General features: G+C 62.0%; 18 protein-coding genes and 1 tRNA gene. 7 read left to right on the forward strand and 12 right to left on the reverse strand.

The features are described from left to right. Window positions 1–136 precede the first annotated feature (136 nt). From ACN9M1_RS05720 to lpxO, 3 genes are all read right to left on the reverse strand, one after another. Window positions 137–1,255 (reverse strand): ABC transporter substrate-binding protein, encoded by a 1,119-nt coding sequence (locus ACN9M1_RS05720; protein ID WP_426398807.1) that lies wholly within the window; start codon window positions 1,253–1,255, stop codon window positions 137–139. Window positions 1,256–1,454: 199 nt separating this feature from the next. Next, window positions 1,455–2,060 (reverse strand): BPSL1445 family SYLF domain-containing lipoprotein, encoded by a 606-nt coding sequence (locus tag ACN9M1_RS05725; RefSeq protein ID WP_426398154.1) that lies wholly within the window; start codon window positions 2,058–2,060, stop codon window positions 1,455–1,457. Between the two features lie 305 nt (window positions 2,061–2,365). Continuing rightward, the gene (gene lpxO, locus ACN9M1_RS05730; protein WP_426398156.1) at window positions 2,366–3,268 is read right to left on the reverse strand and encodes a lipid A hydroxylase LpxO; all 903 of its coding nucleotides are present in this window, start codon (window positions 3,266–3,268) and stop codon (window positions 2,366–2,368) included. Between the two features lie 267 nt (window positions 3,269–3,535). Between lpxO and ACN9M1_RS05735 the strand changes: the two genes are divergently transcribed. Continuing rightward, entirely contained in the window at window positions 3,536–4,084 is a 549-nt protein-coding gene (locus ACN9M1_RS05735; protein WP_426398158.1) for a hypothetical protein, read from the forward strand. Between the two features lie 4 nt (window positions 4,085–4,088). Here ACN9M1_RS05735 and ACN9M1_RS05740 read toward each other — a convergent pair whose 3' ends face one another. Then, a complete protein-coding gene (locus tag ACN9M1_RS05740; protein WP_426398160.1) occupies window positions 4,089–4,481 on the reverse strand; it encodes a hypothetical protein in 393 nt (130 codons plus the stop codon). Window positions 4,482–4,585: 104 nt separating this feature from the next. Here ACN9M1_RS05740 and ACN9M1_RS05745 point away from each other — a divergent pair, with 104 nt between their 5' ends. The 6 genes from ACN9M1_RS05745 to ACN9M1_RS05770 all read left to right on the forward strand — a co-directional run bounded on the left by ACN9M1_RS05745 (window position 4,586) and on the right by ACN9M1_RS05770 (window position 10,100). Further along, a complete protein-coding gene (locus ACN9M1_RS05745) occupies window positions 4,586–5,440 on the forward strand; it encodes a DUF4743 domain-containing protein (protein WP_426398162.1) in 855 nt (284 codons plus the stop codon). An 8-nt stretch (window positions 5,441–5,448) separates the two neighbouring features. Next, the gene (purU, locus tag ACN9M1_RS05750; protein WP_426398163.1) at window positions 5,449–6,315 is read left to right on the forward strand and encodes a formyltetrahydrofolate deformylase; all 867 of its coding nucleotides are present in this window, start codon (window positions 5,449–5,451) and stop codon (window positions 6,313–6,315) included. A 15-nt stretch (window positions 6,316–6,330) separates the two neighbouring features. Beyond that, complete coding sequence (dnaQ, locus tag ACN9M1_RS05755) at window positions 6,331–7,062, forward strand: DNA polymerase III subunit epsilon (RefSeq protein WP_426398165.1); 732 nt, start codon at window positions 6,331–6,333, stop codon at window positions 7,060–7,062. A gap of 85 nt (window positions 7,063–7,147) precedes the next feature. Next, window positions 7,148–7,222, forward strand: a tRNA-Val gene (locus ACN9M1_RS05760). A gap of 271 nt (window positions 7,223–7,493) precedes the next feature. Then, window positions 7,494–8,375 carry a site-specific integrase gene (locus ACN9M1_RS05765; protein ID WP_426398167.1) on the forward strand — a complete coding sequence of 294 codons (882 nt, stop codon included), beginning with the start codon at window positions 7,494–7,496 and terminating at the stop codon, window positions 8,373–8,375. Between the two features lie 1,182 nt (window positions 8,376–9,557). Beyond that, window positions 9,558–10,100: an exonuclease domain-containing protein gene (locus ACN9M1_RS05770; protein ID WP_426398169.1), complete on the forward strand. Its 543-nt coding sequence runs from the start codon at window positions 9,558–9,560 to the stop codon at window positions 10,098–10,100. A gap of 100 nt (window positions 10,101–10,200) precedes the next feature. Here the strand turns inward: ACN9M1_RS05770 and ACN9M1_RS05775 are convergent, their stop codons facing one another. The 8 genes from ACN9M1_RS05775 to ACN9M1_RS05810 form a co-directional block, all read right to left on the reverse strand. Next, window positions 10,201–10,692, reverse strand: coding sequence for a hypothetical protein (locus tag ACN9M1_RS05775; protein ID WP_426398171.1), 492 nt, complete (start codon window positions 10,690–10,692; stop codon window positions 10,201–10,203). Continuing rightward, on the reverse strand, window positions 10,685–11,398 hold the full coding sequence (locus ACN9M1_RS05780) for a hypothetical protein (RefSeq protein WP_426398173.1): 714 nt from the start codon (window positions 11,396–11,398) through the stop codon (window positions 10,685–10,687). Before ACN9M1_RS05780 ends, ACN9M1_RS05775 begins: the two co-directional genes overlap by 8 nt. Further along, window positions 11,391–13,016 carry a GspE/PulE family protein gene (locus ACN9M1_RS05785; RefSeq protein ID WP_426398174.1) on the reverse strand — a complete coding sequence of 542 codons (1,626 nt, stop codon included), beginning with the start codon at window positions 13,014–13,016 and terminating at the stop codon, window positions 11,391–11,393. Before ACN9M1_RS05785 ends, ACN9M1_RS05780 begins: the two co-directional genes overlap by 8 nt. Before the next feature lies 1 nt (window position 13,017). Then, complete coding sequence (locus ACN9M1_RS05790) at window positions 13,018–14,214, reverse strand: type II secretion system F family protein (protein ID WP_426398176.1); 1,197 nt, start codon at window positions 14,212–14,214, stop codon at window positions 13,018–13,020. Between the two features lie 3 nt (window positions 14,215–14,217). Next, window positions 14,218–14,652 (reverse strand): type II secretion system major pseudopilin GspG, encoded by a 435-nt coding sequence (gene gspG, locus ACN9M1_RS05795; protein WP_426398178.1) that lies wholly within the window; start codon window positions 14,650–14,652, stop codon window positions 14,218–14,220. A 60-nt stretch (window positions 14,653–14,712) separates the two neighbouring features. Then, window positions 14,713–16,899, reverse strand: a complete 2,187-nt coding sequence (locus ACN9M1_RS05800; protein ID WP_426398808.1) for a hypothetical protein — start codon at window positions 16,897–16,899, stop codon at window positions 14,713–14,715. 166 nt (window positions 16,900–17,065) lie between these two features. Beyond that, complete coding sequence (locus ACN9M1_RS05805) at window positions 17,066–18,931, reverse strand: RHS repeat protein (RefSeq protein WP_426398180.1); 1,866 nt, start codon at window positions 18,929–18,931, stop codon at window positions 17,066–17,068. A gap of 447 nt (window positions 18,932–19,378) precedes the next feature. Further along, the gene (locus tag ACN9M1_RS05810; protein WP_426398181.1) at window positions 19,379–21,157 is read right to left on the reverse strand and encodes an RHS repeat protein; all 1,779 of its coding nucleotides are present in this window, start codon (window positions 21,155–21,157) and stop codon (window positions 19,379–19,381) included. Window positions 21,158–21,235 lie beyond the last annotated feature (78 nt).

Genomic DNA, 21,235 nt, shown 5'->3' on the forward strand with positions numbered 1-21,235 from the left:
GTTGTTCATGCATTCTGTTATGGGCAGTATGCGAATTCCAAATTGTATTTTCTTATGTAGTCATGCATTTTACGCGGGCAACCGCTATGCCCCGCGCCGGAGCCGCTGCCCAGGCAGCTTGCACCGCGGCGCGCACCTATTTGACGAACGTCCCATTTGGGCCAATCACCGTCAGTTCGACATAGTTCGAACCCTTACGCAGATTGGGGCCGTAGTGCACGTCGAGCCCGCCCAGGTCGATCGTGCCCGCCGCTTCCAGCCCAGCAACAAAGCTGGCGCGCGTGGGCGTCTTGCCGGCCCGTTTGAGCCCCTCGACCAGCACCCGGGCGGCCGCATAGCCTTCCATCATGGCGTACGACGGCGCTACGCCCGCCGCTTTTGCGCTGGCGGACAGGTCACGGCCGAGCCGCGACGTCGATCGCACCGGAGACGGCATCACCTGCGACACCACCACACCACGGCCCAGCGCCCCCAGCGATTGCGCAAAAGCGAGTGCGGCGTTGTTGGACAGCGCGGCAATCTGCGTGGCCGTGCCTTGCTTGTTCAGCGTTTCGATCATGGCGCGCGCGGTGGTGCTCGGGCAGGCCAGGATCACCGCTTGCGGTGCAAACTTGCCCACCTCCGCTGCGGCCTTGGCGACGTCTGGCTTCAGGCGGTCGACGGTGAAGATGCGGTGTGCATCGGCCGGCAGGTTCTGCGTGGCGTTGTTGAAGCCGATCTCCGTGTCCTTGCCGAATGTGTCATTCACATTGACCAGCGCAAGGCGGCGCAACCCCAGCGTGCCGAAGTACCGCACCAGTTCTGCAATCTCCGTCTGGTATTTCGTACGCACCACGAAAAGCAGCGGGTCCGGCTGGTCAAAGAACGTGGCGGCGCCGGTCGACGGTGCCACCACGGGCACGCCCAAGGGCCGCGCCTCGGTCATGATCGCCTCGGTGTTCGGCGTGCCGCGCGGCAGGAAGAGGGCGAAGACCTGCTTATCGGCGATCAGCGTGTGCGCATGCTTCTTTGATGCATTGGCATCGAACCCATCGTCCTCCGAGATCAGCTCGATCCTGCGCCCATAGATGCCCCCCGACTGGTTGACCGCGTCGATGTAGAGCTTGGCGCCTTGCGTCATCTCCTTGACCTGCTCGCCCGCGGGGCCCGTAAAGCCGGCGGTCTGGCCGATGAGGATTTTGTTGTCTGTGATGCCGGGCTCGGCCATCGCACTGGCCGCTGCCAGTACGCCCGTCAGCAGTACACCCGCCAGCATCCCGCGCCAGGCGAAATTGCGACTCGTCATGTCTCCCCCTTGTCTTGGGTGGTCGTTTTGCGTGCCGCGATGCTAGCCGAGAAGGCTGATACACCCTCTCCGGGTTTCCCCGTGTCTGCGACGTTGCTGCAACGCTTGAAATGGGCAAAAAAAAAACCGCCGTGCAAGACGGCGGCTGTTACGGCTAAGCCGGTACGGATCAGTTGTTCTGCTTGGTGATCTTCGTGCCTTCGATCGACGCGCCTGCCATCAGGCCCGCGTTGGTCAGGTTGAAGCCGATGACGGGTTGCTGCACGGTGTTGGTGTCGATCGCGCCGTTCGCGCCAATCTTGGCGAGCGCGACGGTAGCGTCCACACCGGCCGTCCAGCCTTGGCTGTTCTGGAATTTCTGCAGCGCTTCATCCGTCATGAACAGGATGATGAGCGCGCGCGACTGGGCGCCCGCCTGGAAGCCCACCGACGCCGAGGCGATGTTGTAGTACCCCAGCGGCTTGCCACCGCCCGTGCGCAGCACGCCTTCGCCGTACTGGCCGCCCACGACAAACCCGGCATTGAGCACCGACGGGAACACCAGCACGCCCTTGGCGCGCGAAACCAGGTCACGCGATCCGTTGGCCGTGGTGTACAGGCGCGAGAGCACCGAATCGGCCTGCGAGTTGGTAGTGGCATGCTTGTTGGTCGACGTCATCACGTCGGAGCCCTGTGCATTCGGGCTCGTGGTCGTGCAGGCTGCGATCTGGGTGCCAAGCAGCGTGACGGCAGCAAGCGTGGCAGCGGTACGACGGCTGAAGAGCTTCTTGTTCATGGCGATCTCTCTGTCTCTGGTGTGGAAGGAGGGGATACAGCCACCCGCATCCCGGCTTTGACTTGCGCCCCGCCATCGGCAAGGGTGTCAAACACCGAGCAGCAAGCGGCGTGCCCGCCATATCAGATGAGCACCGAAGCGCTCAGTTCCTGACATTAGGTGAGATCTGTGCCGGATGTAGCGCTTTTCCACACCTGCTTTGCGACGCGGCAAAAGGTTCGAGCAGCATCGGTACGTTTTGCAAACGCAACAAAAAACCGGCGCGAGGCCGGTTTTGTGCAAAGCGATGACTGCCGAGACGAGGATCAGATCCACACGATCAGTGCGACGCCGCCGATGATCAAGCCGAACTTCACCACGTAATACAGCTTGCGGTTCCACGCCTTGAAGCGGCGGCGGTATTGGCCCATCAACCACACATAGCGGAACAGCTTGTTGATGCCGCCGGTCTGGTCACCGTCATCGTTGGGCGAGCTGGCGGCCGTCATGACCTTGCGGCCCAGCCACTTGTTGATGCTCTGTGCCCAGCCGAATTTCATCGGGCGTTCGATATCGCAGAAGAGGATCAAGCGATCTTTGTCGGAAGCGTTTTCGGCCCAGTGCAGATAGGTCTCGTCGAAGACTACGCCCTGGCCGTCGCGCCAGCTGTGACGTTCGCCATCGACCTCGATGAAGCAGCGGTCGTCGTTGGGCGTGGCCAGGCCCAGGTGGTAGCGCAGGGAGCCCGCAAACGGATCGCGGTGCGGGTTGAGCTTGCCGCCCGGCGGCAGTTCGGCAAACATCGCCGCTTTCACGCTGGGTAGCTCGCGCAGCAGGGCGACCGTCTTCGGGCACAGTTGCTCGGCCGATGGGTGGCTGGCCTCATACCACTTCAGGTAGAAGCGCTTCCAGCCATTCTTGAAGAAGGAGTTGAAGCCGGCGTCGTCGTTCTTCTCGGCGGCCTTGATTTTGCGCAGGTTGACGAGCGCCATGCCCTCGTCGCGGATCTGCGGCCATGCTGCCTGCAGCTTTTCCAGATCGGGAAAGCGCTCGACCGGCACGTACGGGGTTTGCGGCACGCCCGAGAACGCATACATGAAGCAGTTGACCGGCGCGACCACCGCGGAGTGGTCGAACATCTGGCGCCAGAATTTCAGGCGCACCTTGCCGCGAAAATGCACATACAGAATGGAGCCCAAATACAGGGCTACGAGAATCCACTTGATCAAGGCGTGTTCCTTGCCGCGCAAAGGCGGTCAGCAAATGAGGCGCGAGATGCGGCGGTGCCGCACAAACGCGTATTTTAACCGTGGCGTGGCCACCCCGCGTGGGTTGCGGCCAACAGCCGCCACGCATTGTGACGCGGCGTTATCGTTTGCGCTCCGCGAGCCATGTGGAGCCTCTGTGCGGATTTGTCGATAAATGTGCGCGGCGTTCTACAATTCCGTTTTCGCTCGCAGCGCAACAGCGCAGCGGGCAGCCACCCGGAGGGAGCGATGGACGCCAAGAAACGCGCCGAACAACCCAGCGAAATGCCCTTTGCCGGCATGGTGCAGGGCAGTGCGGAGTCGTTGGATGCGTCTATCCGCCGTGCGCAGGAAGCGCTCTCGGGGGTGTCTGCAAGGCTGGCGCGGCAAGCACCGGCGCCCGTCCAGGTGGCGGATCGCTTTGTCGAAACCGATGCCATGTCGCCGTCGGATGCGCGCGCCCTGGCGGAGCGCTGCATTGCCGGTGAGCCGGGGAATGCCGCAGACGTGGCGCGCGCGTTTTCCACGCTGTTGGGCCAGATCGGCACACTCGAGGCGGACCACGCTGGCCGGCGCCGCGTGCTGCGGCAATGGATGGTGAGCCAACTCACCTACAAGATGCTGTATCTGCATCACACCGGCCAGGATCCGGCCATGCCGCCGCGGGCCATGCGTGCGCAGAAGGAGCAGGTGAAAGCGCAGGTGTCGGCCCTGCTGGATGCGGGCCGCTCCTACGCCGATGTGCACCTGGCCGACCTGCGCTTTACCGAAGACGGCAGCCCAGGCAGCCAGGGTTAGTGGCTTATTCCTCGTCGTCGTCCGGTTCGGAGTCGAGGAAGTCGCGGCGGGTCAGCCAGTCGGCAATGGCTTCGTCGCAGGCGTTCTTCAGCTTGGCCTTGTTGTCCACCTTGTCGAACAGGGTGAAGTTCATCAGCGCCAGGCCCAGGTCGGTGATGTAGAACATCCGCTTCGGGTTGTCGAAGTGGACGATGCGGCCATCGATATCGCCTTCGTCTTCTGGCTCGGCGGGGGCATCTTCCAGTTCGACCACGCGGCACGTAAAGCGCGGCGCGCGGGTGTGGGTCAGGTATTCGAACTCGTCGTGCGACACTTCGCCGGACGGTGTGACGGCAATGGCGAACCCCCAGATAAAGCGCGGGGTCGGCAGATCCGACAGCTCGTCGATTTCATCCATCCTTGTTTCTCCAGTCTGATGACGGCTTGTATGAATGGCGCATTATCGCGCGACGCGTGCTGCACGGAAAGCACAATGCACGCCCGGCCCTGTGGGCGGCTGGCATGACGGACCGACGCATTGAGCGTGTCCTGGAGGGTCTGGCGGCGCGCCAGACGTTCGATGCCGCAGCCGTAGTCCCGTGGATCGTCGCTGGGCAGCGTGTTGGCTGGCTCAGCCGCGAGCGGGCTGCCTTGCTCAGGCGCTGGTCCCAGTGGTTCGAGGTATCGGCGGACCGCGTCGAGTTGTGCGGCACGCTCGCCACCGAGGCGGAGCGCACCGCTGCGTTGGCCGAAGTGATCGAGCGCCTGGCGGAAGACGGCCACGTGCGCGGCTGGCGCGATGAGCGTTTCGCCGTCAACACCGGCTGGGGCACGCCCACGCTGGCGCTCATTGAAAGGGCTGCGGCGCGCTTTTTCGGCATCCGCACCTATGCGGCGCATATGAATGGCTTGATCGACGGGATGGACGAAGCCGGGCCGATGCTCTGGCTGGCCCGGCGTGCGGCTACCAAGCCAATTGACCCCGGCATGTGGGACAACCTCGTTGCGGGCGGTATCGGCCACGGGTTCGACGCGCGCGGCGCGCTGGAAAAGGAATGCTGGGAAGAAGCGGGTATCGGCGCTGATCTGGCGGCCCAATTGGTGCAGCGAGGCACCCTGGACGTCCTGCGTGACGTGCCGGAAGGCATCCAATGCGAAACCCTGTTTGCCTTCGACCTGACGCTGCCTGCCGACTTTACTCCCGCCAACCAGGACGGCGAAGTGGTCGGCCATCTGCGCGCCAGCCCGGACGCCGCCCTTGATATCATGGCGGACTGCGCGATGACGGTTGACGCCACGCTCGTCACCCTCGATGCCCTGGCGCGCCTGAGTTCGCCCCATGTGCCGCAACGGTTCGCGCCCGACAACAATACGTAAAACGCTTCATGAGTCACTCCGGTTTCATCCTCACCCTATCGTGCCCGGACCAGCCCGGCATCGTCCACGCCGTGTCGGGCCTGTTGTTCGAGCAGGGCTGCAACATTCTCGACTCCGACCAATACGGCGACGAATTCACGGGCCGCTTCTTCATGCGCGTGCATTTCGTACCGCAGGGGCAGCCGCTTGACCTGGCCACGCTGCGTGAACGTTTCACGGCGATCGGCGAGCGTTTTTCCATGCAGTGGGGCATGTTCGACGCTGCCGTCAAGCCGCGCGTGATGATCCTCGTCTCGAAGATCGGCCACTGCCTGAACGACCTGTTGTTCCGATCCCGCGCCGGCCAGTTGCCGATCGAGATTGCCGCCATCGTGTCGAACCACAGCGATTTCTATCAGCTGGCGGCGTCGTACAACGTGCCGTTCACGCACCTGCCGTTGCTCAAGGGGACGGACGAACAGAAGGCACAGCAGGAAGCCCGCATCTGGGAAATCGCGCAGGAGCAGCAGATCGACCTGGTGGTGCTCGCGCGCTACATGCAGATTCTGTCGAACGATCTGTGCCGCAAGCTGGAAGGCCGCGCCATCAACATCCATCACTCGTTCTTGCCGAGCTTCAAGGGCGCCAAACCGTATTACCAGGCACACGAGCGGGGCGTGAAGCTGATTGGCGCGACGGCCCATTACGTGACGGCCGACCTGGACGAAGGCCCGATCATCGAGCAGGAAATCGAGCGCGTCGACCACAGCATGGACCCCGAGCAGCTCACCGCCGTCGGCCGCGACGTGGAATGCGTGGCGCTGGCCCGCGCCGTGAAATGGCATGCCGAACACCGCATCCTGCTCAACGGCCACAAGACCGTCGTCTTCAAATAAGGGGGAGGGGGACGCATGACACGACAGATCATCCTCGATACCGAAACCACCGGCCTGAACGCCGCCACCGGCGACCGCGTGATCGAAATCGGCTGCGTGGAGATGGTCAACCGGCGCCTGACTGGCCGGAATCTGCACTTCTACATCAACCCCGAGCGCGAGATCGACCCGGGCGCGATGGCGGTGCACGGCATCACCAACGAGTTCGTGGCCGACAAGCCGAAGTTTGCGGAAGTCGTCAGCGAGATCCGCGACTACGTGCAGGGCGCCGAGGCGATCATCCACAACGCCGCGTTCGACTTGGGCTTTCTGGACATGGAATTCCAGCGCCTGGGCTTGCCGACCTTCCGCGAACACCTGTCGGGCCATATCGACACGCTGCTCGAAGCGCGCCGGATGTTCCCGGGCAAGCGCAACTCGCTGGATGCGCTGTGCGACCGGTTGGGCGTAAGTAACGCGCACCGCACGCTGCACGGGGCTTTGCTCGATGCGGAGTTGCTGGCCGAGGTCTACCTGGCCATGACGCGCGGCCAGAACACGCTAGTGATCGACATGCTCGAAACTGGCGATGGTGCGTCGGCCGAAGCGGTTGCCGTCGATCTGAGCGCGCTGGAATTGCCTGTGTTGCTGGCCACGGAGGCAGAGGCGGACGCCCACGCCGGCGTGCTCAAAGAAATCGACAAGGCCAGCGGCGGCAAGACGGTTTGGGCGCGCGAGGCCCCTGAAACTGCGCCGCCGGCCGCCTGACGAAAAAAAAGTGCGGTCGGGGTCTTTACACGGCAATCGCTTTTCGTCATAATCTCGTTTTCGCCGCATCCCGGCAGCAGTTTTCGGGTGGTTAGCTCAGCGGTAGAGCACTGCCTTCACACGGCAGGGGTCACAGGTTCAATCCCTGTACCACCCACCAAGTTCGGAAAGCCAGCCTCGTGCTGGCTTTCTTTATTTCCGGGTTAGGAATCACTAACACGGAATTTTGCACCCTCGCTGAATCGGAACAGCTGCTCCAGATTTGCTCCACGCGCCTACGCGCAGAGCTTTGGAGATGAGAAGTGGCAACGATTCGACAGCGAGGAAGCTATTGGGAAGCACGGGTCCGCCGCAAAGGATGGCCAACGCACTCCCGCAGTTTCCCCACAAAATCAGACGCTCGCGCCTGGGCTACCGTCATCGAGTCGGAGATGGAGCGGGGCGTCTATATCGACCGTACCGAGGCCGAGAAGAACACCCTTGGTGATCTCCTACAGCGCTACGCGGTCGAGGTGTCCAGTCAAAAGAAAGGCCGGGATTCGGAACGGTATCGGGTTGCTTCCCTTCTTCGGGATCCGATCGCCAAGACGAAGGTTGCTGCCTTGTCTGGGAAGCTCATGGCGCAATGGCGGGATAAGCGCCTCAAAGAGGTGTCGGGCTCGACGACTAACAGGGACCTGAACCTCATTTCTCACGTCATCAACGTCGCACGCAAGGAGTGGGGCGTGCACGTCGACAATCCAGTTTCCATGATTCGTCGCCCGCCGGAGAACCGCGGCCGCACTCGGCGGCTGGCTCTCGGTGAGGAGGAGCGCTTGCTAGCAGCTCTTGATGTGCCGCCCCGTGATGAGAAAGGGCGGCTTACCGGCCCGAGCAATCCGTGGGTGCGCCCCCTTGTCATCCTGGCTGTAGAGACAGCAATGCGACGAAGTGAATTGTTGGCGCTTCGCTGGCAGGACGTCGAACTGCATGACCGATTTGTGCGGCTTCACGACACAAAAAATGGGGACCCTCGCGACGTGCCGCTGTCCACCAGAGCTGCGTCCACGCTCGCGGGGCTCCCTCGACACATCTCGGGGCAAGTCTTCCCCCTCAGCGCAGACGCCGTGAAAAAGTCTTTTAGCCGCGCTGTGGTCCGAGCGAGCCTCCAAGATCTCCATTTCCACGATCTGCGCCATGAGGCGACGAGTCGCATTGCGGAAAAACTGGACAACATCCTGGAGCTTTCAGCGGTCACGGGCCACAAGACGGTGCAAATGCTCAAACGGTACTACCACCCGCGCGCCAGAGATTTGGCACAAAAACTGGGTTAGCTGCGGAGGCTTTGGGATGCAGCCCGGGCCTACGCCGCGGCTTTAGGCATCGTCGAGGATAGACCCCACCAATGGTGAACGTTTATGGGGCACGAGCAACACAACGTCGCGAAAGCGATTCTGACGGCGTGCGAGAGGCTGGCACCTCGCGCGCGCCTGACCACCACCCACCTATGAGAGAGGTGAATCATGGCTACCAGCAGCATATCGCCATCGCGGTTCTTCGTCGCTAGTCTCCTGATCGAAGCGCAACCAGATTTGGATGACGCGGTACCTAGTGACCTCATGAACTTCCTGCGGCCGTCGCTGCATCGACTTGTTCGGGCGTGCCGACAAAGGGGTGATCTGTCGAGTGTCATCTGTCGCCAACGGGAGCGATTGGCACCGGTTGCTGCAGCGGCAGCGGCGTTTGAGATCTTTGTCGCTAACTTGACCGAGGCCATGGAGGACCAGCAATGACGTCCAACAGCTGATTGAAATCCTGCGTACATATCCAGCTCAGCACCGTCGTTAAGCAATCCTTGTTGATTGGTGTGAACAAGATGCCCCGCGCTTGCATGTTTGGCAGAGCGGAGATATATGCGCCTGCGGGCTATGGCGCGGGCGAACATGACGCGCCGAGCGAGAGAGCCATATGACGAGTTGGCGGTCTGGGTACGTGGAGGGAGCCGCTAGCGTGACTCCATGCGTTCTTTGGTCGAAGGTGAACATTTATGGGGAAAAGCGCATTCCCGAGACAACGCGAATTGGCATGGCTTTGGCGGCGTGACCTCAGGGAGGGTTACTGGGACTGACGCGGCCTTCCGTGTGGACAGCCGCTGCGCGCCTCGCATGGATAACCTGGTGGACAGGCTGTTGGACAACCCTGCGGGTTGACCATCAGCCTGCCCACGAGGTTTCCCACGCTTGCCCACACTGCGGCCTTGCCTTGCGACCATTGAGAGGTAAGTCCCCCTCACGAGGTCTTCACCATGCGCGAATATCGACACCACGCCGTCTAGCGGCTGGCAGCACGTACCTGCGATCGCTGCGGGCGCCGCTTGGTGACCGACGGTGGTGAATGGCAGGAGCGGTTGTCGTTTGACACACCGCCTACGCGGCTTCCGAATGCGTCGGCCGCACTCCGCCGTGCCCGCCGACGAGAGTAAGATAACCCCCCAACCCGAGGAAACCAAGGCTGCTATGCCAAACATCCTTGTCGTGGATCTCGAAGCTACGTGTGACGACAATGCGTCCAGCTTCGATATGGAAACCATCGAAGTGGGTGCGGTGTGGGTCGCATCCGATGGCGCAGTGCTCGACAGCTTCCAAGCCTTCGCGCGTCCTGTGGTCAATCCCCGGCTGACGCCGTTCTGTTCGAAGCTGACGGGCATTCACCAGGCAGACGTAGACAGGGCCCAAGCCTTTCCTGCCGTCGCCGAGGCCTTGCGCGCCTTTGTCGCGCGGCATCGGCAACCAGACGCGACGTGGGCGAGCTGGGGCGAGTGGGACCGCAGGCAGCTCGAACTCGACAGTGTCCGCCATGGCATCACTCAGCCCATCGACTTGCCACACGTCAACGTCAAGCGGGTGTTCACTAGGGTGCGACGCATCGGCAAGGAGGTAGGGATGGCGAAGGCTTGCGAGCTGGTCGGTCTGCGGCTCGAGGGCACACACCATCGAGCCCTTGACGACGCGCTGAATGTCGCCAAGTTGCTGCCGTGGGTATTCGGTGAAAGGGGATGAGCGCTGCGCCTTATTCGCAAAATCGATCGGGGCGCTAGTGACCAGATGGAGTCGAGTGCGGCGCTGCCACGCGATCAAATGGCTCACCTTTTGTGCTGCCCTATCGAATAGGGACCGTAGCTGTAGTTACATACCGCCGATCGCGCAAAGCGATGGAGGTCACAGTTGCACGCAGTTCCTCGCCAGCCGCTTGCGCATACCGATCCAACGCACCGTTCGCCGCCTCCAGCGTGTCACTCATCAGGCGTAACTCGGCCTTCGGGTCCGTGGCAGTCAGCTTGAGCAAGCCAACCCACACCGCTTCGCCGCGCAAACTCTCAAGCTGATTGAGCCGCCGGTTCCAATCCACAGCGATCGAGGTTTGGATGCCCCTTGCGAGTGCATTCTTCTTGTCGTCGGCTTCGCTCGGCTTGCTCTCCTGCACAGGGGCTTCGCGTGAGAGCGTGGCTACGCGCTGCCGAGCGGCGACCAGTTGCTTCTCGGTCTCCGTGAATTTATCCAGCGCGATGAAGGCAGCGGTACAACCCAATGCCATCACCAGCAACGACAATCGCCGATTCTTCGGTCGCGCCTGGAACGTGAAATCAGCCATGATTCTGTAGGCTCCCATGGCGCTTGAGCCACCCATTGAGGATCAGTCCGGATTGTTCAGCGAGGCCGAGGTCAGTCTGCACGGAGGGTGCCGAAACGACTTCGATACCGGACGGAGCATCGGCCTGGGCTGCCAGCAGGCGCGTGAGGACGGACGCATGTGAGCTCCCCGCAGTTGTGGCGAGCAGCAATCCGCTCTTCTTGCTGGCGCGGGCCAGAGTCACGCTGTCCGACTCGTAAAGCACGCAAGACGAGGTTTTGTTGGCACGCCTGTAGGCGTCAAGCACCAGTGGCGCAAGCGGTGCGACTGTGCGCACTTGGTATCGGACGCCGACCGCTCGGAGGACGTTCGACATATCCAGTTGCCGGATGGCGCAGACGTGCAGATTCGAGCGCGACGGCTGCAGGCTGAATGCATAGTCGGGGGCGTTCAGCATCGTCTTCTGCTCGAAGACCTTGGCCGCCACCATCTGCAGCTTGCGAGAAGCAAATACCCAGCGCGGCCGCGGGAAGGTCACGTAGTGGCAATAGCCGCCGCTCAACCAGACATACAGGCGCTTGCCGCGCGGCACACGCTGTCCTACAAACTCCCCGAGCCCGTCCATCTGGCACTCAGCGGTGTCCAGGACCGTGGCTTCACGGCGCCTTCCGCGCGCTCTGCCGACCACCATCTCGGATTTGGAGAGGTACAGCCAATAGTCATTCATTGGGCGACACCACGCGGTCAATTTCTTCGAAAGTCGTGAGGTCTTGCTCCACCATGCGCACGGCCTGCTCACGCAGCGAGACGACACCCATCTGCCGGCTCTGTTCGCGGATTAACCGTAACGGCTCACGGCGGATAACCAGTTCCCGGATGGTGTCGTTGACAGGTACGATCTCCCACACCACGGTCCGGCCACGATAGCCGGTATAGCGGCAGGCCGGACACCCGGTAGAGTGCGTGCCAGGCGCCGCAGAAGCGGGGGCGCATTCCGTGCATTTCAAACGCAGTAACCGCTGCGACACGATGCCGATCAACGCCGACATGAAGTTGTACGGGTCGACACCCATGTGCAGGAAACGACCGACCACATCGAGCGCTGAGTTGGCGTGCACGGAGGTGAAGACCAAGTGGCCGGTCAGGGCGGCCTGCACCGCAATTTCCGCCGTCTCCGAGTCACGGATTTCACCGACCAGAATCTGGTCGGGATCGTGACGCAGGATCGAACGCAGGCCACGCGCAAACGTCAGGCCTTTCTTCTCGTTGACGGGAATCTGCAGGATGCCCGACAGCTCATATTCGACCGGGTCTTCGATCGTGATGATCTTGTCTCGCCCGGTATTGATCTCCGAAAGCGAGGCATACAACGTCGTCGTCTTGCCGCTGCCGGTGGGGCCAGTCACCAGCAGCATGCCGTGCGGCTCCTTGGTCAACCGGCGAATGGTCGTGGTGGCCGCGGTATCGAAGCCCAGCGCTTCCAATGTGAGCGTCTCCGACGCTCCGCGCAGCTGAGCCTTGTCCAGCAAGCGGATGACTGCATCTTCGCCGAACACGTTGGGCATGATCGAAACACGCATGTCCACATCGCGCCCCTCCAGCCGCACCCGGAAGCGACCGTCCTGCGGCAGGCGGGTTTCGCCGATGTCCAACTGCGCCAGCACCTTGATCCGGTTCAGGACTTCACTCGGTGACCGCGCACCAGTGAACGCGGGGCCAGGCACCAGGACGCCGTCCAGCCGCAGCTTGATATGCAGGCCCGACCGCGATGTCTCGACGTGAATATCACTGGCACCGGCCCGCCAGGCGTCGAGCAGGACCGCATCCAGGAAGCGGACCACTGCACTCTCCGCCGATTCAATGGAATCGTGCGAGACGACGCGGCTGACTTCCTGGTCCTGGACGGTGGTTTCCGCGCCGCGCTGGGCGAGCAGGGCTGAAGCCGATGCCGTACTCAGTGCCCGCTCCAGGATGACCATGCTGTGCTGGCCGTCGATCCACGCCAGCTTGGCCTGTCCAAGCCGTTCGTGGGTCCAGCGCACCAGTGCTTCATCCCAGGGGTCATCCATTGCTACGACCCATTGGTCGGCAATGCGCAGCGGAAGAATCTTGTGCTGGCGGCAGTCCTTGAGCGAGATGGGGTCTAGCGTGACTTGACTGGCAAGCTCGGCTTGCGGACCAACATGGTGGAAGTCGAATCGGTCCGCAACGGCCGAAACCAGTGTCTCTACAGGTATTCCGGCTTGGCCAGCGAGCGCCGCTGCCAGACTGCCTTCACCACGCGCCATGCGGGCAGAGCGCAGCCAACTGCCGAAGGCTGTCCAATCGAGTACCGCGTCGGACATGTCAGATTGCTCCCGCAAGATCAAAAATGGGCAGGTACATCAGCACGACGATGGCGCCGATCAGGCTGGCCACCGTCATGAGCAGAATCGGCTCGACCAGCCGCATGGTCCGCTCGAGCATGGTTTCCAACTCGCGCCGGTAGGTCTGCGCCAGCATCTCGAAGCTGCCGGCGAGATCGCCGACGCGTTCGCCGGCTTGCAGGATGCGTACCGCAAAGCCATCGCCAAAGTCCGTCTTCATGAGGGCTTGGCTCACGAGTACGCCTTCCAGGATGCGTTCGCGCGCTTCATCCAGTTGGGCGCGGGTGATCGCTGAAATGGCAAGTGGCGAGGCAAGTCGCATGGCTTCCGGAAAGTCGTAACCACCTCGCGTCAGCATCGAGAGTGAGGCGCAGATGCGTGCTTGCTGGAAGCGCTCTCCCAGCTTCTTGAACGGCCAAAGATTGCCGATGGCACTCAGCAGGCGTTCGGCCGCATTCCGTCGGGCGAACTGATAGGCAACGAGGAGGGCGCCCAGCCCAATGCCAATCAACAGCGCCCAGCCCCGGTCATGAATGAAGTGCCCCACGGCGAGCAGAATTCGAGTCGCTCCGGAGGCTTGCATGACGGTGCCGTCATAGACCATTGCAAACCGTGGGATGACGTAGGCGAGCAGGAAGATCACCACCAGCAGGCCGAAGCCGATAACGGTGGCTGGATAGACGGCGGCGCTGACGACCTTCTTGCGCAGTGCTTCCTGCGCTTGCGCATACTTTGCGTACTCTTCGAGCGCATCCGGGATGCGGCCGGAGCGTTCGTTGGCCTGGATCGCGGCAACCAGGATGCCGGGAAACACGCCCTCGACCTGCTTCATCGATTCGGACAAGGGCAGGCCGCTCAGCAGGCCGTCATACAACTGCCGGTACACCCCCACATTGGGGTGATCATCCCGGTGCGCGAGCGAATCGAGCGCTTCCGACACGGTAAGGCCCGCGCGCAGCAGCCCGCCCAGCTCGATACACACCAGTCCGGCATCGACCTTGCGGCGCCCGGTCTTCAGGGCGGGAAGCGTCAGCTTGCTTCCGATCGGTTCGACGGATAGGACCGTTGCGCCCTCTGCTTTGAGGTGCGCATCCACCGAGGCACGGTCGTTCCCTGTAACCCGGCGCGTGGAGACACGCGCGGTGGCCGAATCGAACGTACTGACTTTGAACCGCATCGCTCAGTTCGTCAGGTCGGCGTTTTCGCCATCGCCGCCGGCGGCACCATCACGACCGTAGGAGACGATGTCGTAGTCACGGCCGCTGGCGCCGGGCTGGCGGTATTCGTATGCGTGGCCCCATGGATCCAGCGGCACCTCTTTCTTCAGGTAGGGGCCACCCCAACGCGTCTCGCCGGTGGGGGCGGACATCAGCGCCTTGAGGCCTTGTTCGGTGGTCGGGAAGTGGCCCGTATCGAGCCGGTACTGGTCGATGGCTTTTTCGAAGGCTTGGATCTGGGCCTTGGCCACACCCACTTCCGATTTGCCAAGCTGCGCAAAGTAGCGTGGCCCCACATAGGCGGCCAGCAGGCCAATGATGGCGACGACGACGAGCAGTTCCAGCAGCGTGAAGCCGCGCGCAGCTCGGGTGAGCTTCAGTTTTGATAATGCAGGCATATTCATCTTGATGTGAGGCCGATGGGCTGTTGATTCCATTCTTGTTCGGGTCTTGTTGTCTTACTGGGCGGCGCCGACGGTGACCTTGAGCGGTCGGTTCATCGAGTCGAAGACGCGCGTGATTTGGCGGGCGAGGGTACCACCGGGGTCCTTGGACTGTTCTTGTGTCCGGTTACCCATCGCGTCCAGCGTGTACGTGTTGCTGTTGCCCAAGCTGTCCGTCGCACCGGTCATGCGATGCGCTGCATCGTAGGTGAAGCCCACTGTGCTGCCGTCGGGCAGGGCAACCTTTGTCAACTGGCCTACTGCGTCATAGCTGTAGCTCGTGGTTTGCGCCGCACCGCTGGCCGGCACCACCACCTGGGCGGTTAGCCAACCACGGTTCGAGTACGTGAACGCGGTGACTGTGCCGTTGGCGTCCGTCATCTGCAGCGGGCGGCCATTCGGGTCGTACCGGTTGACCGTGGTGGTGTGGCCCAGCGCATCGACGATTTGATACAGGTCGCTCTTGCGATATTGCGGCGGACTATTCGTGTCATCCGCCGTGCGGTAGACATACGTCGTACCGTCGTTGACATCCGTACGCGGACCGCTGCGGCTGGCAACCTGACCATCGGCGGTATAGGTCCACGTAGTCGTGCGTGTCGAACCCGCAGCCGCAGCGCTGAAGCCTTGGCTGCCGTTGGTGTCGGACGTCGGCGTCTCGCTGTAGCTGATCAGGTTGCCGTTGGCATCGTAGCTGTAGCTCTCCAGCTTCGTCGGCGAGGCCACCTGTGTCCGCAGGTTCCAGAACTGAGCGTGCCACCGTGTGCTGGTGGTGCGGGCACCGGGCGTGCCCGATCCCTCGACACGTTGAATCTCGCGCTTCTGGTTGTCGTAAGCGTGGGTCGTGACGTTGCCGAGATAGTCGGTTTCCTGAACCAGGTTGTTGTTGGCGTCGTAGCTGCTGTTCTGGCGGGTGCTACCGCATAGGCCACAGGGGGCGCTGATCGAGGTCGGCAGCAGTACGCCGTTCTGCTTGAGGAAGCTGTAGACGCTGGTCTTGCCGGTTGGGTCGATGACGGTGGTTTGGTAGTTGCCTCCGTATTGATTCTCGGGGCCGCTGCTGTATTGAAACTGATACGCATCTGCGCCACCTGCGTGCTGGCTCAACACCGCCCGACCCTGACTGTCGTATGCATAGGTAGCGTAGCGACCGCCGTTCTCGTCGATAATACCGGTCAGTGCTGTGGGGAAACTAATGTCTTCGTAGACATATTGACGCACGCTGCCGTCCGGTCGTGTCACGCTCGACAGCATGCCGGTGCCGTTGTAGCCGTAGGAGGTCACGACGCCATCCGGCGCCGTGATGCTGGATACGCGACCGGCGCTGTTATAGGCAAACGCGAGGCTGCGGCCGCTCGGCGCCGTGACTGAGACGAGCTGATTGGCCGAGTTGTAGGCCAGAGTGGTGGTGCGGCCATTGCGCTCGCGCACCGATTGCAGCTTGCCGGCTGCGTCGTAGGTCTCAACCGCCCCCGTGTTGACCACCGTGTATTGCCAGCCAGGGACGTTGCCATTGCTGTCCGTTACCGATCGCAAGGTGTCTTGCACACCCGCCGCAACCCAAGTGGTGCCGCTTTGACTGAAAGTCGACACTGTCCCGTCATCGCGCATGGCGGTCAACTGTGGTGCGGTGGAACCCACCCGTGTCGTGTCTAGGCTTCGCTGCCAGTTGAACGTCCAGTGACCTGTGCCGTCGAACCGCCCTCCGTAGGATTGATAGGCGAGCGTGATCGGAATGTCTGCGCTGCCGCCCTCGTTCGGTTCAAAAACCGCCTTGGTACCTGCGCCAGGGGTAACAGGATTACTTATCGGGCAGACTTGCACGTGCGGAATCGGGACGCACTGGTTCCCGGTCCACTCATAGCCAGGCAGGCATACGCCGGTAGGGGTTGCGTAGAGACAATAGGTACAGCCTTCAGGACGAGTCGGGGCTGTGATCGTGCACGCATAATTCGTGGTCCCAGAACCGACTTGGTAAGGCCAGACGTCCACGAGCGTCCACGATGCCTGATATGCCGCGTTGTATCTATCAAGTGCGGCCGAGCATGCAGCTTGTGGAGTAGGGGCTTTTGCGCCTAGCTCAGCGAACGCAACGCCGTACCACATAAAACCGGTGATTTCATTGCCGGAAGTCGCGCCAAAACTTAGTCTCGGGCTACATGTAAGCATTATCCCCAGGAGTATGCCTGCGCAAGTGCGCATCAGCCGCCAGGTCAACAAACCACGCAGTGGCTTCTGTTTCATTGTTGGATTGCGTTGCATCAACGAATCTTCCCCCAAACCTTTATCTCGCCCTTTGTAATTCAACACAAGCTGAGTGCGCTGACACGCAGATGTCATGCGTTGGACCGATTTGATTACGTGCCGTTTACGGTGCGGTACCGACCGTGACCTTGAGCGGTTGGTTCATCGAGTCGAAGACGCGCGTGATTTGGCGGGCGAGGGTACCACCGGGGTCCTTGGACTGTTCTTGTGTCCGGTTACCCATCGCGTCCAGCGTGTACGTGATGCTGTTGCCCAGGCTGTCCGTCGCACCGGTCATGCGATGCGCCGCGTCGTAGGTGAGGCTCACACTGCTGCCGTCGGGCAATGCCACCTTCGCCAACTGGCCTGCGGCGTCATAGTTGTAGCTTGTGGTTTGCGCCGCACCGCTGGCCGGTGTCACCACCTGGGCGGTTAGCCAACCACGGTTCGAGTACGTGAACGCGGTGACCGTGCCGTTGGCATCTGCCATCTGCAGCGGGCGGCCGTTCGGGTCGTACCGGGTGATCGCGGTGGTGTGGCCCAGCGCATCGACGACTTGATACAGGTCGCCCTTCCGGTATTGCGGTGGGGTGTTGGTGTCATCCGCCGTGCGGTAGACGTAGGTGGTGCCGTCTTTGATATCGGTACGCGGGCCGCTGCGGCTGGCAACCTGACCATCGGCGGTATAGGTCCACGTGGTCGTGCGCGTTGGACCTGCCGCTGCGGCACTGAAGCCCTGACTGCCATTCGTGTCAGCAGTCGGGGTCTCGCTGTAGCTCGTCAGGTTGCCGTTGGCATCGTAGCTGTAGCTCTCCAGCTTCGTCGGCGAGGCCACCCGTGTTTGCAGGTTCCAGCTCGGATGCCATTCAGTGGTAACGGTGCGGGCAGTGGCTGTGCTGGCTCCTTCGACTCGCTGGATCTCTCGCTTCTGGCTATCGTAGGCATGCGTGGTGATGTTGCCGAGATAGTCCGTTTCCTGGATCAGGTTGTTGTTCGCATCGTAGGTGCTGCTACTGCGCGTGCTGCCGCACAGACCGCAAGGGGCGCTGATCGAAGTTGGCAGCAGCACGCCGTTCTGCAGCAGGAAGCTATAGACGCTTGTCTTGCCGGTGGGGGCGGTGACGATGGTCTGGTTGCTGTCACCGTATTGGAATTGATACGAATCGACGCCCCCTGCATGTGAACTGGAGATACCGCGCGCTTGATCGTCGTAGGCATAGGTGGCATACCGCCCGCCAGCCTCGTCGATCACGCCCGTCAGTGCAGTCGGAAAGCGCGTGTCCTCATACACGTACTGCCGCACGGTGTTGTCCGGCCAGGTGACGGACGACAGCATGCCGCTAGCGTTGTAGGCGTACTTCGTAACAGCACCATCGGGCGCGGTGATGCTGGACACGCGACCCTGTGCGTCATAGGCGAACGTCAGGCTACGGCCGCTGGGGGCGGTGACTTGATTGAGCTTGTCTTGCGCGTTGTACGTGAGCGTTGTTGTGCGGCCGTTCCGCTCGCGCACCGATTGCAGCTTGCCACCACTGTCGTAGGTCTCGACCGCGCCCGTATCAAAAACGGTGTACTGCCAGCCGGTGGTTTTGCCCGTAGCGTCCGTCACCGGTTGCAGCGTGTCGCGCGTGCCCGATGCCGCCCAGCTCCCGCCGGTCTTGATGAAGGCGGATCCTGACCCGTTATCGCGCAGTGTCGTGACCTGCGGTGGTGAGAACGTCGCAAAGCTGGTGTCGAGGCTGCGCTGCCAGTTCACGGTCCATTGACCCGCACCGCCAGTCGATCCGTACACGCCCTGGGAGCGGTAGGCAAACGTGACGGGGAGTTCGGCGCTGCTACCTGGATCCTGCTCGAAGAGAATCTTCGTGCCGGTGCCGGGAATGACTGGGTTACCAACCGCACAAGCTTGCACGGGAGTGGGCAGCGGCGATGATTTGCACGTCCAATTCGACTGTTTTGTGTAACCAGCAAGACATTGACCCGTGGACATCGCAGGCGGCCCATTCTGCGCCTGCCCGTTCGGGTTCAGGCCATTGGTTGCATACGTAATCGGATCAGTCTGGGTGACACCGACAACCGTCCAGCCAGCGTAAGGCGGATAGCCAGCAACAAACGCTTTCCACGCGGCAAGCGGACTGTCACCAAAAAACGTATACACCTGCCAGCCCATGCCGTTAAAACCCGGATCGGAAGGAGCACTAAAAACCGCACTCGGGCTACAGAAAAACGCCAACACTAGTAACGAAAAAAACCGGCGGAGACCGGTCAAGATGCGCGCCGAATGTGCAGCAACATATGGTCGAAACGTCTCCATCTGTATCGGCCACCCCCTTCCAAAAGCAATTTTCATTCGTCTATTTTCCCGGGCAATTCATTTCAGGTATCTGCGAACCGTCTGACGTATTACGTTGCTGGCTCGTTAGTTAGTGCTGTCGTCTTACTGCGTGGCGCCGACCGCGACTTTGAGCGGCCGGCTCATCGAATCGAACACACGCGTAATCTGCCGCGCGAGGTTGCCGCTCGGGTCCTTGACTTTGTCTTCGGTACGGTTGCCCATCGCATCCAGGGAGTAGGCAATGCTGTTGTCCTGGCCGTCCGTTGCGCCCGTCATGCGGTGCGCCGCGTCGTAGGTGAAGCTCATAGTGCTGCCGTCCGGGAGTGTCACCTTGGTCAACTGGCCCACCGCGTCGTAGCTGTAGTTCGTGGTTTGCGCTGCTCCGCTTGCAGGCGTCACTACCTGGCTGATCAACCAGCCCCGGTTCGAGTACGTGAACGCGGTGACGCCGCCGTTGGCGTCGGTTACCTGCAGTGGGCGACCGTTCGGGTCGTACTGATTGACCGTGGTGGTGTGGCCCAGCGCATCGACGATCTGGTACACGTCACCCTTGCGATATTGCGGTGGGGTGTTGGTGTCGTCCGCCGTGCGGTAGACATAGGTCGTGCCGTCGTTGACATCCGTACGTGGACCGCTGCGGCTCGCTACCTGACCGTCGGCGGTGTAGGTCCATGTGGTCGTGCGCGTTGGCCCCGTTGCCGTAGCGCTGAAGCCTTGGCTTCCATTGCTGTCGGACGTCGGCGTTTCGCTGTAGCTGATCAGGTTGCCATTGCTGTCGTAGCTGTAGGTTTCCAGCTTCGTCGGCGAGGCCACCTGTGTCCGCAGGTTCCAGAACTGAGCGTGCCACTGCGTGCTGGTGGTGCGGGCACCAGGCGTGCCCGATCCCTCGACACGTTGAATCTCGCGCTTCTGGTTGTCGTAGGCGTGGGTCGTGACATTGCCGAGGTAGTCGGTTTCTTGGGTCAGGTTGTTGTTCGCGTCGTAGCTGCTTGTCTTTCGCGTACTGCCGCACAGGCCGCAAGGGGCGCTGATCGAAGTCGGCAGAAGCACGCCGTTCTGCTTGAGGAAGCTGTAGACGCTGGTCTTGCCGGTTGGATCAGTGATGGTGGTTTGGTAGTTGTCGCCGTACTGAAACCGGTACTGATTCACGCCACCGGCGAGGGCGCTGCTGACAGTGCGGGCCTGGGTGTCATAGGCATAGGTGGCGTACCGGCTGCCGTTCTCGTCGATGACACCGGTCAGCGCGGTCGGGATGCCAGTGTTTTCATAGACGTACTTGCGCACAGCACCGTCCGGCCGGGTCACACTCGATAGCACGCCGCTGGCGTTGTAGGCGTACTTTGTGGTGGCCCCGTCCGGCGCGGTCACACTGACCAAACGACTCCGAGCGTCATAGGCGAAGCTCAGACTGCGGCCGCTCGGGGCTGTGACGGTGGTGAGCTGGTTGGCTGCGTTGTAAGTCAGCGTGGTAGTGCGCCCGTTTTGCTCCCGCACCGACTGCAGCTTGCCATTGGTGTCGTAGGTCTCCACAGCACCGCTTGCCTGCACGCCATACTGCCAGCCGGTCACCTTGCCGCTGGCGTCGGTGACAGATTGCAGCGTGTCCTGGCTGCCGATGGCGCTCCACCCCGTGCCGCTTCCACTGAAGGTAACGACCGAGCCGTCCTCGCGCCCGGCAGACACCTGCGGTGCCGAGTTCACGGCGGCACTGGTATCCAGACCGCGCTGCCAGTTCGGCGTCCATTGCCCGCCCCCACTGACACCGTAGGACTGGTAGGCTAGCGTTACGGGCAGGTCGGGACTGCCGCCCTCATCTCCGTCAAAGAAGGTCTTGGTGCCGGTGCCGGGAATGGCAGGACTTCCGGCAGTACAGGTTTGCACGGGTGGCGGGGGAGGCTTGCATGTGCCATTCGACTGCAGTGTGTAGCCCGACTGGCAAGAATCCTTCTGAGCGATGCC

Origin of the sequence: Ralstonia sp. R-29 (genome assembly GCF_049913345.1) — a bacterium.
In the GTDB taxonomy this organism is placed as follows: Bacteria; Pseudomonadota; Gammaproteobacteria; order Burkholderiales; family Burkholderiaceae; genus Ralstonia.

Coding starts and splice junctions, on each gene's coding strand:
- ACN9M1_RS05720 (WP_426398807.1), bottom strand. CDS start 1,255: ATGCTGGCGGGTGTACTGCTGACGGGCGTACTGGCAGCGGCCAGTGCG.
- ACN9M1_RS05725 (WP_426398154.1), bottom strand. CDS start 2,060: ATGAACAAGAAGCTCTTCAGCCGTCGTACCGCTGCCACGCTTGCTGCC.
- ACN9M1_RS05735 (WP_426398158.1), top strand. CDS start 3,536: ATGGACGCCAAGAAACGCGCCGAACAACCCAGCGAAATGCCCTTTGCC.
- ACN9M1_RS05740 (WP_426398160.1), bottom strand. CDS start 4,481: ATGGATGAAATCGACGAGCTGTCGGATCTGCCGACCCCGCGCTTTATC.
- ACN9M1_RS05745 (WP_426398162.1), top strand. CDS start 4,586: ATGACGGACCGACGCATTGAGCGTGTCCTGGAGGGTCTGGCGGCGCGC.
- purU (WP_426398163.1), top strand. CDS start 5,449: ATGAGTCACTCCGGTTTCATCCTCACCCTATCGTGCCCGGACCAGCCC.
- dnaQ (WP_426398165.1), top strand. CDS start 6,331: ATGACACGACAGATCATCCTCGATACCGAAACCACCGGCCTGAACGCC.
- ACN9M1_RS05765 (WP_426398167.1), top strand. CDS start 7,494: ATGGAGCGGGGCGTCTATATCGACCGTACCGAGGCCGAGAAGAACACC.
- ACN9M1_RS05770 (WP_426398169.1), top strand. CDS start 9,558: ATGCCAAACATCCTTGTCGTGGATCTCGAAGCTACGTGTGACGACAAT.
- ACN9M1_RS05775 (WP_426398171.1), bottom strand. CDS start 10,692: ATGGCTGATTTCACGTTCCAGGCGCGACCGAAGAATCGGCGATTGTCG.
- ACN9M1_RS05780 (WP_426398173.1), bottom strand. CDS start 11,398: ATGAATGACTATTGGCTGTACCTCTCCAAATCCGAGATGGTGGTCGGC.
- ACN9M1_RS05785 (WP_426398174.1), bottom strand. CDS start 13,016: ATGTCCGACGCGGTACTCGATTGGACAGCCTTCGGCAGTTGGCTGCGC.
- ACN9M1_RS05790 (WP_426398176.1), bottom strand. CDS start 14,214: ATGCGGTTCAAAGTCAGTACGTTCGATTCGGCCACCGCGCGTGTCTCC.
- gspG (WP_426398178.1), bottom strand. CDS start 14,652: ATGCCTGCATTATCAAAACTGAAGCTCACCCGAGCTGCGCGCGGCTTC.
- ACN9M1_RS05800 (WP_426398808.1), bottom strand. CDS start 16,899: ATGCGCACTTGCGCAGGCATACTCCTGGGGATAATGCTTACATGTAGC.
- ACN9M1_RS05805 (WP_426398180.1), bottom strand. CDS start 18,931: ATGTCCACGGGTCAATGTCTTGCTGGTTACACAAAACAGTCGAATTGG.